This is a genomic window from Paenibacillus shunpengii, assembly GCF_042684905.1.
GTDB classification, from domain to species: domain Bacteria; phylum Bacillota; class Bacilli; order Paenibacillales; family Paenibacillaceae; genus Paenibacillus; species Paenibacillus shunpengii.
Genome location: NZ_JBHUMJ010000011.1, coordinates 318170 through 335339, shown reverse-complemented (window position 1 = coordinate 335339; position 17170 = coordinate 318170). Strand labels below are relative to the sequence as shown.

15 protein-coding genes are annotated in these 17170 nt (G+C 49.3%); 11 read left to right on the top strand and 4 right to left on the bottom strand.

The annotated features are described in order from the left end of the window. Positions 1-39 precede the first annotated feature (39 nt). From ACFSVM_RS23495 to ACFSVM_RS23465, 7 genes are all read left to right on the top strand, one after another. Positions 40-1359 carry an ABC transporter substrate-binding protein gene (locus ACFSVM_RS23495; protein WP_379264902.1) on the top strand — a complete coding sequence of 440 codons (1320 nt, stop codon included), beginning with the start codon at positions 40-42 and terminating at the stop codon, positions 1357-1359. Positions 1360-1449: 90 nt separating this feature from the next. Beyond that, positions 1450-2328 carry a carbohydrate ABC transporter permease gene (locus tag ACFSVM_RS23490; protein ID WP_076314348.1) on the top strand — a complete coding sequence of 293 codons (879 nt, stop codon included), beginning with the start codon at positions 1450-1452 and terminating at the stop codon, positions 2326-2328. Between the two features lie 80 nt (positions 2329-2408). Next, positions 2409-3209, top strand: a complete 801-nt coding sequence (locus ACFSVM_RS23485) for a carbohydrate ABC transporter permease (RefSeq protein WP_371264556.1) — start codon at positions 2409-2411, stop codon at positions 3207-3209. A 320-nt stretch (positions 3210-3529) separates the two neighbouring features. Then, complete coding sequence (locus tag ACFSVM_RS23480) at positions 3530-5047, top strand: DUF4127 family protein (RefSeq protein ID WP_379264900.1); 1518 nt, start codon at positions 3530-3532, stop codon at positions 5045-5047. A gap of 30 nt (positions 5048-5077) precedes the next feature. Then, entirely contained in the window at positions 5078-5797 is a 720-nt protein-coding gene (locus ACFSVM_RS23475) for an N-acetylmannosamine-6-phosphate 2-epimerase (protein ID WP_076314351.1), read from the top strand. Then, positions 5775-6599, top strand: a complete 825-nt coding sequence (locus ACFSVM_RS23470; RefSeq protein WP_076314352.1) for a MurR/RpiR family transcriptional regulator — start codon at positions 5775-5777, stop codon at positions 6597-6599. The genes ACFSVM_RS23475 and ACFSVM_RS23470 overlap by 23 nt, the downstream gene beginning before the upstream one ends. Before the next feature lie 35 nt (positions 6600-6634). Next, positions 6635-8221, top strand: a complete 1587-nt coding sequence (locus ACFSVM_RS23465) for an FAD-dependent oxidoreductase (RefSeq protein WP_379264897.1) — start codon at positions 6635-6637, stop codon at positions 8219-8221. 122 nt (positions 8222-8343) lie between these two features. Here the strand turns inward: ACFSVM_RS23465 and ACFSVM_RS23460 are convergent, their stop codons facing one another. From ACFSVM_RS23460 to ACFSVM_RS23450, 3 genes are read right to left on the bottom strand one after another with little or no spacing between them, the layout of a single operon-like run. Beyond that, a complete protein-coding gene (locus tag ACFSVM_RS23460) occupies positions 8344-9171 on the bottom strand; it encodes a carbohydrate ABC transporter permease (protein ID WP_076314354.1) in 828 nt (275 codons plus the stop codon). A 15-nt stretch (positions 9172-9186) separates the two neighbouring features. Next, positions 9187-10128: a carbohydrate ABC transporter permease gene (locus ACFSVM_RS23455; protein ID WP_076314355.1), complete on the bottom strand. Its 942-nt coding sequence runs from the start codon at positions 10126-10128 to the stop codon at positions 9187-9189. A 40-nt stretch (positions 10129-10168) separates the two neighbouring features. Continuing rightward, positions 10169-11428: an ABC transporter substrate-binding protein gene (locus ACFSVM_RS23450; RefSeq protein ID WP_379264894.1), complete on the bottom strand. Its 1260-nt coding sequence runs from the start codon at positions 11426-11428 to the stop codon at positions 10169-10171. 353 nt (positions 11429-11781) lie between these two features. Here ACFSVM_RS23450 and ACFSVM_RS23445 point away from each other — a divergent pair, with 353 nt between their 5' ends. Next, complete coding sequence (locus ACFSVM_RS23445; RefSeq protein WP_379264892.1) at positions 11782-12540, top strand: GTP cyclohydrolase II; 759 nt, start codon at positions 11782-11784, stop codon at positions 12538-12540. A gap of 78 nt (positions 12541-12618) precedes the next feature. On the opposite strand, the gene ACFSVM_RS23440 is transcribed toward ACFSVM_RS23445, so the two are convergent. Next, entirely contained in the window at positions 12619-14094 is a 1476-nt protein-coding gene (locus ACFSVM_RS23440; RefSeq protein WP_379264890.1) for a PTS transporter subunit EIIC, read from the bottom strand. Positions 14095-14426: 332 nt separating this feature from the next. Here ACFSVM_RS23440 and ACFSVM_RS23435 point away from each other — a divergent pair, with 332 nt between their 5' ends. The 3 genes from ACFSVM_RS23435 (at position 14427) to ACFSVM_RS23425 (ending at position 17016) form a co-directional block, all read left to right on the top strand. After that, a complete protein-coding gene (locus ACFSVM_RS23435) occupies positions 14427-14984 on the top strand; it encodes a glycerol-3-phosphate responsive antiterminator (protein WP_076314359.1) in 558 nt (185 codons plus the stop codon). Positions 14985-15009: 25 nt separating this feature from the next. Beyond that, positions 15010-16503 carry a glycerol kinase GlpK gene (glpK, locus tag ACFSVM_RS23430; protein WP_379264887.1) on the top strand — a complete coding sequence of 498 codons (1494 nt, stop codon included), beginning with the start codon at positions 15010-15012 and terminating at the stop codon, positions 16501-16503. A 303-nt stretch (positions 16504-16806) separates the two neighbouring features. Beyond that, positions 16807-17016 carry a hypothetical protein gene (locus tag ACFSVM_RS23425; RefSeq protein WP_379264885.1) on the top strand — a complete coding sequence of 70 codons (210 nt, stop codon included), beginning with the start codon at positions 16807-16809 and terminating at the stop codon, positions 17014-17016. Positions 17017-17170: the final 154 nt, after the last annotated feature.

Below are 17170 nucleotides of genomic sequence, written 5' to 3'. Positions count from 1 at the left end.
CGCAAATGACTCTTGTCGATTATGAAGGGGGAAAAAGGAATGAGAAGAAGCAGAAGAGGTTTCAAGCTGTCGTGTTTAACCCTGTTGTTGCTATCCCTATTGCTTAGTGCATGCAGTGGCGGAGGCGGTAATAACGGAGCGGACCCTGCACCAACGCCTGCTGATCCGGGTTCAGGAGGAACAGAGGAAGCCAGTGAGCCGATTGAGCTTGAGTTCTGGACGATTGCCCTTCAGCCTACGTTTAACGACTATTTTAACGGACTGATTGACGAGTACGAGGCAGCACATGAGAATGTGACGATTAAATGGAGTGATTTTCCGTTTGATGCGATCACCCAGAAGCTGTTGACGACGACAGCCAATAATGAAAGTCCGGATGTCGTGAATCTCAACACCGAATTTGCGAGTCAGATGGGCACCAAAGGTGCGCTGACCGACCTGAACGAACACCTCACAGATGAAGAGAAGGCCGTATATTTTGACGGAATCTTCAATTCCACCATCATTAATGACAAAGCTTATGCCCTCCCATGGTACACCGGTACCGAAGTGCTGTTTATGAACAAGAAAATACTGGAGGAGGCGGGACTTGATCCGGCAAATCCGCCGCAAACCAGAGAGGAACTGGCAGAGTGGGCCCGTACGGTAAAAGAAAAGACAGGCAAAGCCGGTTACGCGGTGCAGCTCGTTTCGAAGCTTCTGCCCATCGACGGTATCCAGATCCTGAACGAAGACAAGACCGCAGCTGCCTTCAATACACCTGAAATGGTGGCTATGATCGAGAACCTGAAGGGGTTAATGGAAGAAGGACTGGTTGTGAAGGAGGATGCTGAATTCTCCAAGCAGATCCAGTTCTACTCGGCAGAGCAGACGGCCTTCGTACTCGCTGGACCAACCTTCATCAATTTTATCAAGACATCCGCACCTGATGTGTATGAGAACACGATTGCTGTATCTTTGCCGACAGGTAAAGCCGGCCTCAGATTGTCTAACTCTATGAACATTGTCGTCCCTTCCAAGACCGAGCATCCGGAGGCAGCAGCTGAGTTTGCCAAATTTATTACGAATGCAGCCAATCAAACCGCCTTCTCCAAAGTAGCCAATACACTGCCTTCCACGAAGGAGTCCGTTGAGGATCCGTTCTTCAAGGAATCTGATGGATCTCTTGAAGCTGAAGCGAAGCTGGCATCGAGCCAAAGTCTTACCGAAGCGACAGACTACATGGTCGGGGTACCAAATGCAGGAGATATTAACTCTGCAATCGCACGCGGACTGCAGGAAATCTTGCTGAACGGTAAAGAAATTCAGGCCACGCTGGATGCTGTAGAGGCCGAAGTGAACAATATCCTGAAGCAGTAGTGCCACTTGAGTGTAAGGAGAATTGGAATGCATTAAATGAGGCAAGAAATACGTTTCTTGCCTCATCTAATTCACAAGGGGGGAATGCAAATGAGGTGGGTTCGTTCTGAATCTTTTGCAGCCTGGGCATTCATGACCCCAGGTTTGCTCATTATTGCCGTATTTGTATTTTGGCCGATTATTTATGGAATACCGCTGTCCTTAACGAACTATTCCGTTATTGGGGAAACAAAGTATGTCGGTTTGGATAACTTCAAGAATGCGTTTCTGGATAAGAACTTCACCATTTCCTTATGGAATTCACTGCTGTACGTTATCGTGGTTCCGTTTATCCAGATCTTTTCTATCTTAATGGCGATTCTCGTGAACAGCCGTATACCTGGAATTAAGCTCTTCCGTGCGGCGTACTACATTCCTGTCGTTACCTCCATGGTTGCTGTAGCCCTGATTTGGAGCTGGCTGCTGAGCAGCAATGGGGTGGTCAACTACCTGCTGATGCAGGTAGGAATTATCAGTGAGCAGGTATCCTGGCTGTCGACCAGTGAAACGGCACTGGCTACGCTCATGTTTATTACGATGTGGAAAGCACTCGGCTATTACATGATGCTGTATCTTGCAGGTCTTCAGGGTATTCCGAATGACCTCTACGAGGCAGCGAGAGTAGATGGGGCCAACCGAATGCAGCTGATTTGGTCCATTACCCTGCCGCTCCTGCGTCCGCATATCTTTTTTTGCTCCTTGATCTCTGTTATGGGGGCGGTGCGCGTATTTGATGAGGTCTATATTCTGACCAAGGGTGGCCCAGGAACATCGACGCTGGTATCCAGCGTGTATATATTTGAAAAAGGTCTGGAGCAGTTCAATTTCGGCTATGCCTCTGCGCTGGGACTCATTGTGAGTGTACTGATCGGCGGACTCAGTGTCATCGTGTTTAAGCTGAATCAGAAGGGCGGTGTCAATTCATACTGATGGAAACAGTCGAGTTAACCCAAGCTGACAAGTTGATCGAGACGAGCAAGCGCAAGAAAAAAGTAGTCAACGGATTGCGGATGGCGATTACGTACTTGCTATTGCTCCTCCTGGCTATCTTTATGATGGGACCGTTCTTATGGCTGCTGAGTGTGTCACTGATGCCGGGGCGTAATATTTTCTCTTCGCCGCCTGCAATCTTCCCGACCTTTATTGATTTTGATAACTATGTGCAGGTATGGCAGTTTATGAACTTCCCAAGGTATATCTGGAACACGGTTGTAATTACGGTGCTGGGTGTAGTGTTCAATATTGTATTGTCATGTATGACGGGGTATCCGCTCGCCGTATTCCGATTTAAGGGCCGTAATTTCGTGTTCGTGACCTTGATTGCAACGATGATTATTCCATCCTCCACCGCGATGATCGTGCATTACCTGACCATTCAGGATTTGGGACTCGGCGGCTCGTACCTGGGTGTTGTGCTGCCTGCGGCGGTGTCTGTTTTTAATATCTTCCTGATGCGTCAGACGTTCCTGAATATCCCGATTGATGTGCGTGATTCCGGAAAGATCGACGGCGCCTCCGAATTTCGGATTTGGTGGCAGCTGATCCTGCCGCTGGTGAAGCCAGGGATTGCCGTTATTGCCCTGCTGGAGTTCATGTCGTTCTGGAACAGCTTCCTATGGCCAATGGTTATTCTGGATGACCCATTAAAGTACCCGCTTGCGTCCGCATTGACGACGCTGAACGGACAGTTCTCGTATAACTTTGGCTGGATCGCCGCCGGTACGATGATCTCGGTGATTCCGATCATCGTCGTGTTCCTGTTCACACAGCGATACTACATGGAGGGTATCGCCGGAGCAGTGAAGGGCTAAGGTTTACTCTATCCCGTAGGGGAGATAGAGGAACGCCGCAGGCTAAAGAGTTTTAAAGTAAGCCCTTCTGTCCCTCAACAAAGGGACAGATTACGCCGCAGGCTAAAAGGTTTTCATGTAATTCTGATCTTTCATCCCTTAACAAACTAACTAAATATCAAGGCAAGGGTGACGCGAAGCAACCCGCCACCCCTAAGCGCCAAGCGAGTGTTCTGGATTCTGAGCGACTTTTGGCTTTGAATGCATGAACAACTCCGAAGCAATCACTTCGCATTCAAAACAAGTCGGAGCGAAGAAGTCAGAACAGGAGCGTGATAACCATGCATACGATCTTCATCCCACTCGACGAAAGACCCTGCAACTACGAATTCCCGTACATGCTGGCAGAGGGCACGGAGCTTACAGTAGAGCGGCCACCATTGTCGATATTGGGACTTAAAAAAAGACCGGGCGATATTGAACAGCTGTGGACTTGGCTTGAAGAGAAGGCCGAAGGTGCAGGAGGCGCTGTCATCGCACTGGATACCCTTTTATATGGAGGAATTATTCCTTCGAGACTTCACGAATTCACGGAAGATGAGCTTATTGGAAGGCTAACAAGACTGCGCAAGCTCAAAGAGAAGCATTTGAATCTCAAAATTTTTGCATTTCAGCTCATCATGCGCTGTCCGCAGTACTCCATATCAGATGAAGAGCCGGACTATTATGCGGATTGGGGTCGTGAGATTTTCCGCAAAGGCTATACTAGTCATCGGAAGGAGCTGAAATTAGCTACCGAAGAGGAGCTGGAAGAGCTTCAGGACATTAACAAACGTCTGCCGAAGGAGGTGCTGGATGATTATCTGGGAAGAAGGAGGATCAACATCCAGGCTAATCGGGCCGTACTGGACTTGGTGAAGGATGGGGTCATTGACTTCCTGATCTTCCCGCAGGATGATTCCGCACCGTATGGTTATACGGCAAAAGATCAGCAGGTGGCGAGACAGCGGATCAGTGAGCTCGACTTGGAGCTAAAGGCGTACATGTATCCAGGAGCTGATGAAGTCGGCTGTACACTGATAACTCGGATGTTGAACGAGACGAAGGGAGTAAAGCCGCTTGTGTATCCTAGACTATCCTCTATACAAGGTGCATTTGTTACACCGGTATATGAAGATCGTTTTTTCTACGAGACACTAAAGTATCAGATCACGGCAGCAGGAGCCTTAATCGCTTCCAGTGCGAGTGAAGCAGATCTCATCCTGCTTGCCAGCACCCCGGGGGAGACGATGATGGAGGCAGTGTCGCAGGAGCATCCATTCTTCAGCTATGATGTGTACCGCAATTTAATGGAGCTGATCGAATACGGAAGCTACATGATGAAGGAACAAGGCAAGGCGGTAGCCGTTGCCGATGTAGGCTATGCGAATGGTGCGGATCTCAAGCTGGTCAAAATGCTGCGCCAAAAGGGCATACTGTTTGATCTGGCAGGCTATGCCGCTTGGAACACCAGCTCGAATTCACTTGGAACTGTTATCTCGCAGGCACTCATTTATACGCTGTACGGACGAACGCAGGAGCACCTCGATTTTCTCGCGCTACGTTATGCGGAAGATGCATGTTACTGTGCGACGGTCCGCAAGGAAATGAATGCAGGAGTTGTCGAGGAAATGGGTTACAATAAATTTTTGCTGGATGGGCCGCGTAGGAAAGTGGCGGAACGCGTCGAGCATCGGCTTACTGAAGTGCTGGAGGAGAAGATCAATGGTCCGGCGGGCCGAGTTGAGATTGTTGATTGTTACATGCCGTGGAATCGTACCTTTGAAGTTGGACTGAAAGTGAAATATCATGCTGTATGATTCAGGCAGGAGTAACCAGGAAGAGGGTGTATGCTAGTGATTCCCGTATTGAAGCAAATACGATATGGACTGATTGCATCATGCCAAGCTTTACCGGGTGAACCGCTTCATGGTTCGGAGACGATGGCAAAGATGGCCAAGGCAGCGGAAGAAGGCGGGGCAATCGCGATTCGAGCGAACAGTGCTGAAGACGTGAGAGCGATCAAGCAGGCAGTGGGCCTTCCTGTCATTGGAATCGTCAAAAGAGATTATCCGGATTCGGAGGTATATATTACGCCCACGACGAAAGAAGTCGATGAACTGATTGAGGCGGGAGCGGATATGATCGCTCTGGATGCTACGCGAAGAAAGCGGCCGGGCCAGGTTACGCTGGAGACGATGGTGGAGTATATGAAGTCTCAGAATATGCCGGTGATGGCCGATATCTCTACGTTAGCTGAAGGGCTGTACGCCGCGTCCCTCGGTGTCAGCTGTGTGTCAACCACCTTGTCGGGTTATACATCGTACTCTCCGAACCTCGCAGGTCCTCATCTTGAATTGGTCAAGGAGTCCGCGGAGCGGCTTGCCATTCCGGTAATCGCGGAAGGGAGAATCAGTGAGCCGGCTCAAGTGGAGGAGGTGCTTCGGCTCGGTGCATATGCCGTCGTGGTCGGTTCCGCTATTTCCCGTCCTCAATTAATAACGAAGCGGTTCGCGGAAGCCGCACGGAAGGCAGTGATTTCAATCCATGGAAATGAAAGATCGCATTAATACCTACTATCCTTCGCTGACCAAGTCAGAACAAAAAGTAGCAGAATGCGTACTGCAGAATGCCGATGATCTCATGTATTACTCTGTCACGGAGCTGGCCGATTTTGCCGGGGTGGGGGAGACAACGGTCATGCGTTTTTGCAGGAAGATTGGATTCAAGGGCTATCAGGATTTCAAGCTGTCGCTGGCTCAGAACGCCGGGGCGAAAAAGCCGGGGGAGCAGGACGAGGACAGCAAGGACTTCGTCCGTATGGTCTACGAGAACAATATCGACATTCTGCATTCAAGCATGAGTCTCTTAGACAGAAGTAAGCTGGAGCAGGCAATTGAATGGATCGATCAGGCTGGCAATGTACAGTTCTTCGGCGTAGGAGCCTCCGGTATTACAGCGCTGGATGCCAAGAACAGACTGCTGCGGATCGGCAGACGATCCGAGGCGGTGGCAGACAGTCACATTCAGGCCATGATGGCAGTCAGTATGCGTGAAGGGGATGTTGCCTTCGGAATTAGTGTGTCCGGCAGTACGCTTGACACCAACGATATGCTGCTTAAGGCGAAGCAGAGCGGGGCGAAGGTCATTGCCATTACGAACTATGCCAAGTCACCGATTACATCCATAGCTGACCTCGTGCTGCTGACAGCGGGCAAGGAGATGCCGCTCGAAGGGGGATCTATTGGGGCTAAAATATCACAGCTGTTCATTATAGATCTCATCTGTGAAGGTCTGGCAAGAACAAACATAGCAGAAACAAAGAAGATGAAGGAAAAGACAGCAAGGTCCGTTATAGATCGAAGCTATTGATACAGGCAGGGCCTTAAAGGAGAGGAGACCAGGAAATGACGTTAGTTTTACATGCAGATGTCATTGTAGTTGGGGCAAGTCTCGGAGGAACGATAGCGGCAAGAGCAGCAGCAAGAGCAGGCATGAATGTTATTTTGACGGAGGAAACAGATTGGATTGGGGGACAGCTCACCTCACAGGCCGTTCCGCCGGATGAGCACCGTTGGATTGAATCCTTCGGCTGTACAGCGAGCTACCGCGAGTTTCGGGACCGGGTGAGGGAGTATTACAGACGGAATTATCCACTCAACGATGAGGCGATGAACGATCCTGTTCTTAACCCGGGCAATGGTTGGGTGAGCCGGATTGCTCATGAGCCGAAGATTGCACTAAGAGTACTGGAAGACATGATGGCGGCATACGTCAACTCCGGACAAATTCGTATCCTCCATCATACGGTGCCGACTGGAGCGGATTGTAAGGGTGACCACGTGCAGAGCGTCAATGTAAGACAGGTGTACACTGGCGAGGAACTCGTGTTAACAGGTGAATACTTTCTGGATGGTACCGATAACGGGGATTTGCTGCCGATCGTGGGCGCAGAGTTTGTGGTAGGTGCTGAATCAGGTGAGGACACAGGCGAGCCGCATGCATTATTCAAGGCTGACCCCTGTGACATCCAGTCCATTACGCATGTCGCAGCGCTGGAATATGTGGAGGGCGGTGATTTTACGATAGAACGTCCTGTATCCTATGAGTTCTGGAAGGCTTATACGCCGCTGCCGGATCGGATGCCTCTATTCAGCTGGTACGCAGGAGATGCGAATGACACCACGAAGCAGAAACAATTTACGATGTTTCCCAATGATCAAGGAATTACTCCGTTATGGACGTACCGCCGAATTGTAGACCCATCCCTATGGCGGGAAGCGTTGCCGACAGGAGAAGTGACGCTGCTCAACTGGGCGCAGAACGATTACTACTTGGCACCGATCATTGGTGTTGGAGCACAGAAACAGCGGGAGCACGAAGAACAGGCACGGAATCTGACACGCTCACTTGTTTACTGGCTGCAGACAGAAGCACCTCGACTTGATGGGGGCGCAGGTTATCCCGGAGTCAGGCTTCGCGGCGATGTTCTGGGCACATCCGATGGTCTGGCCAAAACAGCATATATCCGAGAGTCGCGAAGAATCAAAGCACGCTACACGGTTACCGAGCATGATGTCAGCAAGGCGCTGCGCGGTGATCAAGGTATCAAACGATACAGAGACAGCGTTGGTGTGGGCAGCTACCATCTGGATCTGCATCCGACAACCAAATCGCTGAGATCCTTTTACATACCTAATTATCCTTATGAGATCCCGCTTGGCTCGCTCATTCCGATTCGTATGAAGAACCTGCTTCCTGCCTGCAAAAATATTGGGATGACGCAGATCGCGAATGGCTGCTACCGTCTTCATCCAACGGAATGGAACATCGGCGAAGCAGCCGGCTATCTGGCAGCTTACTGCCTGAGACAGGGCATCCATCCTGTTCATGTATATGAATCAAGCGAGCATCTGGAGCAGTATCAGCTTCTTCTTACGGAGCAAGGCGTTGAGCTGCACTGGCCGGATGAGGTATATGATACGATGTACTAAATTTGTATGGTAGACAACATGATAAGCGTCCCCACTTCAGCAGTAATGACGTGGGGACGCTTATCATGGTTTGTAGAATATTTACTTAATTCGATTCTATTAAGTTAGCTGCGAGATCAAGGTTAGTCCTTGATTGCTCCTGCCGCAATGTCTGATATGAACTGCTTGCTGATGAACAGGAACAGGATGATGAGTGGAACGATGGCCAGCAGTGTTCCGGCAATGATCATGGCATAATCGGTGTTGTACAGTCCATTTAGCTGGGATAAGGCAATTTGAAGGGTATACTTGCTCTCGTCCGTCAGCACGATGAGCGGCCAGAGATAATCGTTCCATACGCCAATGAAAGTAAAGGCACCGAGAAAGGCAAACGCAGGACGCAGAATCGGCAGAGCCACATTAAAGTATAGTCGGAAGAAGCCGGCGCCATCCATCCGTCCTGCATCCAGCAGCTCCTTCGGGATCGAGCCCTCTGCATATTGCCGAATCCAGAAGATCCCGAAGGCATTGACCATGCCGGGAATAATGAGTGCTTTGTAGGAGCCGACCCAGCCGAGCTCAGCCATAATAACGAAGGACGGTACGAGCGAGAGCTGGGTTGGTACCATCATCGTGGCAAGCAGCAGAACGAACAGCCACTTTTTGCCCGGGAATTCAAATTTGGCAAAGGCAAAGCCGGCGAGCGAATCGAAGAACAATACGAGAATGGTGACAACAGCTGAGACAAACAAGGTGTTAAGAAAGGCTCCGACAAAATCAATCTGTTCCATGACCCTCGTGAGATTGTTCCAGAACTCTCCCCCAAACCACAGCTTCGGAGGGAAGGAATAGATATCTGCCGTCGTTCTCGTCGACATGACAATCAGCCAGTAGAAGGGGAACATCGAGATAACGAGACCAATGGCTAAGCCGACGTATAGACCGATAGATTTGAGTCTTGCCTGTATCATGAAGCCTCACTCCTTCTAATTGGATGATTTGCCTTGAACGAGCTTCCAGTTAATGATCGAGAACAGTGCGATGAGGATGAACATTCCCCAGCCGACAGCTGCACCATATCCAAAATAGTTGTTAATGAAGGATTCACGGTACAGATACAGGACAATCGTCATTCCTGCTCCGCCGACCCCGCCATCATTGCCGAGCAGGATTTGCGGCTCGGTGAACAGCTGCATACCGCCGATCGTAGAGGTGATGACCGTGAACAGGATTACAGGACGGAGCAGGGGTATCGTGATACGGAAGAAGGACTGGATGCCTGTTGCACCGTCAATCTTAGCCGCTTCGTACAGCGTCTGCGGAATGGCCTGAAGGCCCGCCAGATAGATAACGGCATTGTAGCCTGCCCAGCGCCAGATGACCATCGAGGCGATTGCCGTCTTGATTCCCCAGCCGGTATCCAGCCACTGCACCATGGGAATCCCGAAGAGATTAAGAATGTAGTTGAATATGCCGTAATTGTTCGAGAACAGGGCGGCGAAGATAATAGAGACTGCAACAATGGACGTGACATTGGGCAGGAAGAAGCCGACCCGGAAGAAGGTCTTGAATTTAACGAATGGAGCATGAAGCAGAAACGCAATGACAAGGGCGATGAACAGCATTGGAATGGTGGAATAAATCCAGATAATGAAGGTGTTCCCAACCGCTTGCCAAAATTCTGGATCCGTCACCAGGTAGCTGAAGTTATTCAATCCGTTATACGTCATTTCACCGATGCCGTCCCATTTCTGGAAGGCAAGATATAGAGAGAATCCAATCGGGAATAGACCGAATATAGCAAACACAATATAAAAAGGCGAAATGGCCGTGTATACAGCTCGATTCTTCCAGATTTCAGACCATAGCGATTCTTTCTTGGCTGCAGGCACATAGGATGAGCCTGTTTTCGGTTCCAAAGATTGCATATCGGTAGCCTCCTTTTGTGAGTGAGGAATACGTGCAGATCTATCGCTTCAACTCCCGCTCGACCCTTTGCAGTGCTTCATCGAAGGCCGTTTCCTGATTCAGATTGGAGATGTTCTTCAGCCAGCGGGTCATGATGCCATGCACTGCAGGGTAGCGCTCGCCGAAGAAGGAGACTTTGACATTGTTCGCCGATGCAGCGAATACTTCTCCGGTAACCTGACCGCCAAAAAATTCTTCTTCCTTCTGAACCGTATCGCTGTCAAATACACCCGGTGTAGCAGGGAAGAGATTGAGGTTCGATAGGGCTGTCTCTTGGTTCTCTGGGTTTTGCAGCCATTTGATGACCTCGAAGGCTTCCTGCGGGTGCTCACTGGATTTAGGGATCGCCAGGAAGGAACCGCCGACATTTCCATCTCCGCCTGGTGCCCTTGCTACCCGCCATTTCCCTACGCTGTCTGGAGCCGCTTCAAGCAGTGGCTGCTTCATCCATACGGCACCGACATAGGAAGCAATCTTTCCTTTGCTGATTCCCGCATTCCATTCCGGTGTCCAGTGCTCAGCATTCGCAATGAGGCCGTTATTGGAGAACGCAACCGCTGTATCCCACGCGTATTTGATCACTTCGTTCTGATCCCCGATGTATTGCCCATCTTCGGTAAAATATTTCTGCTCACTTTGTGAAATGATCTGATTGTAAACGTTATCAATATTGTCGGTCATAAATACCTTGCCATCAAAGGTCTCCTTGACCTTAAGGCCTGCATCCATATAATCTTCCCAGGTTGAGAGGGCCTGGCTGACCTCATCCGGATCGGTTGGCAGTCCGGCCTGCTCGAATAGATCTTGGCGATAGAAGAGTGCGGTGGGACCGGTATCCATTGGAAACGCGATCATTTTACCGTTTGGCGTCACTCCTTGCTGCCACTTCCAGTCAAGATAAAGATCCTCGACCTCGGCAGCTCCGAGCTCATATAAATCGTAGAATCGGTCCTCACTTGGAAAGAGCTCCATGACCCAGTCGTTCAGGGCAACAATGTCGGGCTCTCCGGATTTGGCGGCTAGCGTCGTTTTCAGCTTCGATTTGAAATCACCGCCGATTTTTTGAGTGACCAGGTTAATGTGGGGAAATTGTTCTTTTGCTTTGGCGAGAAGTCCATCATCAATACTTCGATTCCAATACCATAATGTAAGCGTTATCTTTTTGTCAGATGCGGAAGAATCCTTAGATGCACCGAAGCTGCAACCGCTCATGACAAGCACAACAATGAGACTGACAATAATCAAGGACGTCCGTTTCATAGGTTTTCCCCCTTGGTAGTCTTCGTTTTGTTACTCGCATAACTATGGATATGAGACAAGAAGAAAGATATGAAGTTTTTCTGCAGAATCTATGATGTTTGTTACATAATACCATAAAATCCCCGAATTGTTCGTAACAGAATCAATTTTATATGCACCATTTTAACAATTTATAAAATATTTATTATTCATAGCAGTTTACTCTGTTTTATGTTGACAGTTATGACTAATCTATTCTATACTTACTTACGTAAAGTAACTAAAGGAAAAATGGCACATACCCTGTGGCGATTAATACGATAAATAAATGGTTCCAGCAGCGTACAAGTAAGACCTGAATAGGGGGAGCATAAATGATCACGAACGATACGATTCAAATATTGAAAAATAAAATAAAGATGATCAGCGGCAATGAAGGCGAGAAGCACATCTATCTGGTCGGTCCTGTACAGCTTCCGGTGAACATAGAGGATAATACACTACAATTTAAGTGGTACAGCTGGATTACCTCAGAGAAGCAGATGGATGAGCAGGAGCTCATCGCCTCTCTTGCCAATGCGCAGCTTGCTGATCAGCAGCAATCGAGTGTACTGGTATATGGGGATTTTGAACACCACCCGGATGCGATGATACGGATGCACAGCATTTGTCACACAGGTGATATCTTCGGTAGCAAGCGCTGTGACTGCGGCTATCAGCTGCATGAGTCAATGAAGATGATCGCTGCTCACGGGGCAGGCGCAGTCTTCTATCTGGCCAATCATGAAGGACGTGGTATTGGCTTGTTCAGTAAGACGATGGCTTATCTCCTTCAGGAGGAAGGCTATGATACGGTCGATGCCAATCTGGCGCTGGGCTTTGCCGATGATCAGCGGGATTACAGTGAGGCCATTCGTGTACTGAGAGCGCTGAGAGAAGAGCCGGTACGTCTGATTACGAATAATCCACGCAAGCTGGCATCGCTTCAGAAGGCGGGAATGTCGGTAAGCGGCAGAGTTCCGCTCTGGGGAGACCGCTCTGCCTATAATGATAAGTATTTGAAGACGAAGGTCAGTCGTTCCGGGCATCTAGAAGAGCATGCGGAATGGGTTCAAGATGTGCGTTTATCCTAATCATCCTATAGAGTTTCGAATAAGAAACAATGAAAAAAACCTGCTGAAAATTTCAGCAGGTTTTCTTATATTGAGGCTCTACATTTTTTTCTTGATTTCGTCCTTGAGCGCTTCAGATTGGGTACCGAAGATCACCTGAACAGCACCGTTGCCTAGACGCATAATTCCCGCTGCGCCCAGCTTCTTGAGCCCGGCGTCATTCACGACCTTCTCATCGCGAACGACAAGCCGCAGCCTTGTAATGCAGGCATCAATGCTCTCAATGTTATCAGCACCGCCGAGCTGATGAAGCACTTGATCTGCCTTAGTTTCTCCTTCTGCAGAGACAGAAGTTACTCCTGGCTTATCAGAAGCATCTCCCGTTCCTGTACCTTCTACAAGCTCATCATCATCTTCACGACCTGGTGTTTTTAAGTTGAATTTAACAATAACGAAGCGGAACAGGAAGTAATACACCACTCCAAATGCAAGCCCCACCGGTATGAGCAGCAATGGATTCGTTGCGAGCTTCATGTTGAGCAGGTAGTCAATTAAGCCTGCGGAGAACGCAAAGCCCAGCTTGACGTCAAGCATATACATAATTAATCCGGATAAACCCGTAAGAACCGCATGAATGACATAGAGTACAGGCGCCAGGAACATGAATGAGAATTCCAGCGGCTCTGTAATTCCTGTCAGGAAGGAAGCAATGGCCGAACCGATAAAGATGGAGCCTACCATCTTCCGCTTGGACGGTTTTGCGGTATGAATCAGCGCGAGTGCTGCTGCCGGCATAGCGAACATCATGATCGGAAAGAATCCGGACATGAACATCCCTGCCGTTTTGTCCCCTGCAAAGTAACGCGTCAGGTCACCATTCACAACCTCTCCAGCTGCATTCGTAAATTCCCCAATCTGGAACCAGGCAATGGAGTTCAGAACGTGGTGAAGCCCAATGGGAACAAGCAGCCGGTTGGCCGTACCAAAGATAAATGCCCCGATGCCTTCAAGACTTACTACCCAATTACCAAATGCAGCGATGGCGTCCTGAATCGGACTCCATATCATCCCGAGCAATGTGGCAAAGACGATGGTAGCAACTGAGGTAATAATCGGTACGAACCGTTTACCTGAGAAGAAGCCGAGCCATTCGGGAAGCTTGAGCGTATGGAACCGTTTGTATAAATAGGCAGCCAGCAATCCGGTCATAAATCCGCCGAGCACCCCGGTGTTGAGCACAACATCGTCCGGGATATAGCCGAAGACCAGCGGAACCTGCTCCAGAACCTTCACCAGAATGAGATAAGAGATGACGGCAGACAGCGCCGCAACGGCATCCCCTGCGAGACCAATAGCAACACCGACGGCGAAAATAATCGGAAGATTGCCGAAAATCGTTCCAGCACCCGCATTCAGAAAGGGGGTAATGAACTGATTGATGAAACCGCCTACAGCTCCGAGCGGAATATCCTGTTGGTAGTCTATTAAAGCAAAAGCTTGGAGAATACCCGCTGCAGGCAAAGTAGCGACCGGAAGCATCAGCGACTTGCCGAGCTTTTGAAGACCTTGTAACATGCTTACTGCACTCCTTTTCGATGAGGATTTTGCATAAATTAATTGAGCTTTCTAATTAGAGAGCTAAGCAAAGTCCTTAATAGATGAAAATAGTTTTCGTGAAAACGGTTAAAAAATAGAAAAATATTTTTGCGACACTTGCTATTATAACGATATTTGCGGAAGATGGAATAGGACTTTTGCATCTTGCAGGTGCCTTGTATTGACTTCTTCACTTCAACCGGATAGATTAACTATGAAAAAGATCACTAAAATCAAGGCTTTGCGCCCGTTTTCTTTGAAAGCGCTTCATGCGTATATGCCAACAATTACCTTTATTAGGGGGAGGGCATATGTCTTTTCATTCGCTGCCTATATTACCTGCAGTCAAGAGCATGAGAGAGCTGGAACGCGTATTGCACAGTCCTTATATGTATATTGTTCTGCTCGATTCTCATGTCGCTCAGCTGAAGAATATTGTCAAGCTCGCTGAGCAGCATGGCAAGAAGATCCTTCTTCATGCCGATATGATCAATGGGCTCAAAAATGACGAGTACGCTGCCGAGTTTCTATGCCAAGAGATTCGTCCCGCCGGTCTCATTTCGACCCGTGCCGGTGTCATCCGTGTAGCCAAGCAGAAGGGGCTGATCGCGATTCAACGCGTCTTTTTACTTGATACCATTGCACTGGAGAAGAGCTATGTACTAATTGAGAAGACCCAGCCCGACTATATTGAAGTTCTTCCTGGTATTATGCCCCATATTATCAAAGAAGTTTCATCCAGAACTGGAATACCTATATTTGCAGGTGGTCTCATTCGAACCGTAGAGGATGTCGACAATGCCATTCAAGCGGGAGCAACATATGTAACCACATCTAATCAGGAGCTTATCGCTCATTATCAAAAATAGCATTGGTTAACAGGAGGTAGAGCAGATGGAACAGTACATCATGTCATTAGATCAAGGAACAACGAGCTCGAGAGCCATTCTATTCAATAAAAAGGGGGAGATCGTATACACCGCACAGCGGGAGTTCCCTCAATATTTTCCGCAGCCCGGTTGGGTAGAGCATAATCCCAGTGAGATTTGGAGCTCAATTCTTGCTGTCATTGCAACTTGTCTGGCAGAAGCGGAGGTGAAGCCCGCCCAGATCGCCGGTATCGGTATAACGAATCAGCGGGAGACAGCGGTTGTGTGGGAGAAGGACACCGGTCATCCGGTATACAACGCGATTGTATGGCAATCCCGACAGACGGCTGATATTTGCGCGGACCTGAAAACGCAAGGTCATGAAGAGATGATCCGTCAAAAAACCGGACTGCTCATTGACCCCTATTTCTCCGCGACCAAGGTCAAATGGATATTGGATCATGTGGATGGGGCAAGAGACAGAGCAGAGCGGGGCGAGCTGCTGTTCGGGACAATAGACAGCTGGCTGATCTGGAAGCTGTCGGGAGGTGCAGCCCATGTCACCGATTATTCGAATGCTTCCCGGACCATGATGTATAACATTCACGACCTGGAGTGGGATCAGGAAATATTGGACCTGCTTGATATACCCCAAGCGATGCTGCCTGAAGTGCGCGGATCTTCCGAAGTGTATGCACATACGGTTCCGTATCATTTCTTTGGCTCAGAGGTTCCGATCGCAGGCGCTGCAGGAGACCAGCAGGCTGCACTATTTGGTCAAGCCTGTTATGAAGAAGGCGCAATTAAGAACACTTACGGTACGGGCTGCTTTATGCTGATGAATACAGGCGAGCGGGCCATCCATTCACAGCATGGGCTTATTACGACAATCGCCTGGGGGATCGATGGCAAGATTGAATATGCTTTGGAGGGAAGTATCTTTGTCGCCGGCTCTGCGATTCAGTGGCTTCGTGACGGGCTTCGCATGATCAAAGATTCCAAGGACAGCGAGTTGTATTCCTCCCGTGTGGATTCTACCGACGGCGTATATCTGGTGCCTGCCTTCGTTGGACTGGGCAGTCCGTATTGGGACAGTGAGGTTAGAGGCGCCGTATTTGGGCTGACACGCGGTACGAGCAAGGAGCATTTTATCCGTGCCACGCTGGAGTCACTGGCCTATCAGACCCGGGATGTACTGAATGCGATGCAGCAGGACTCCGGGAATCCCCTGGCTAAGCTGCGAGTTGATGGCGGCGCGGTGAAGAATAATCTGCTGATGCAGTTCCAGAGTGATATTCTGGGTGCTCCGGTCGAGCGGCCGGTTATTAGTGAGACCACGGCGCTCGGAGCGGCTTATCTTGCTGGTCTTGCCGTTGGATTCTGGAGCAGCCGGGAGGAGATCTGTGAGCAGTGGGCATCAGAGCGGATATTTGAGCCGGGGATGGCTGAAGAGCAGAGAGAGCGGCTGTATGCAGGCTGGCAGAAGGCTGTGGAGGCGGCGATGGTGTTTAAGATTTAGAGATAGTATTCAGTGTTAGCTGTTATCATATTGCTTCAGATTATCATCATTGGTTATTTGATTAAAATTGATGGAAAGCTTCCGAAGAGGGACGTTGTCGCCGATGCTGTACAAGAAGCAATGGAACGAGATGAGAAAATTCGTAAAGAAAAGGAACGAAGTCAATCAACAAATTGATATGGTATTGCAATGATTGGAAGATTGGTAGTGTGGCAGAGAGGCAGAGAGGCAGAGATGGCGGTTCTTGTGCTGCTTCGGTAGTGAATATTCCGTCGATCGTTCTTGGCCAGGGATGGCAGTGAATTGTCTATAAGGAAGCCATCCCTGTCCAAATACGAACGCTGCCGCTTCTCCCTGAATATTTCACTCCCTCCGCAAGTGGAACCGCAAGTAGAAGCAGCCCTCCCCTCTCAAACGGGAGGGGGAGTAGTAAGTCCGGCTTGGCAATTCGCGAGCCGGATTTTGATTTGGGTCGGTTTCATTGACTTGTGTAATGAAACCGGGCAGGGCTAAAAGAGTTAAGAGCGGTGCAAGGGCGGTGCAAGGGCCGTGCAAGAGCGGTGCAACAGATGGCGGTTCTTATGCTGCTACGCAAGTGGAACCGCAAGTAGAAGCAGCCCTCCCCTCTCAAACGGGAGGGGAGCGTAGTAAAGTCCGGCTTGGCAAT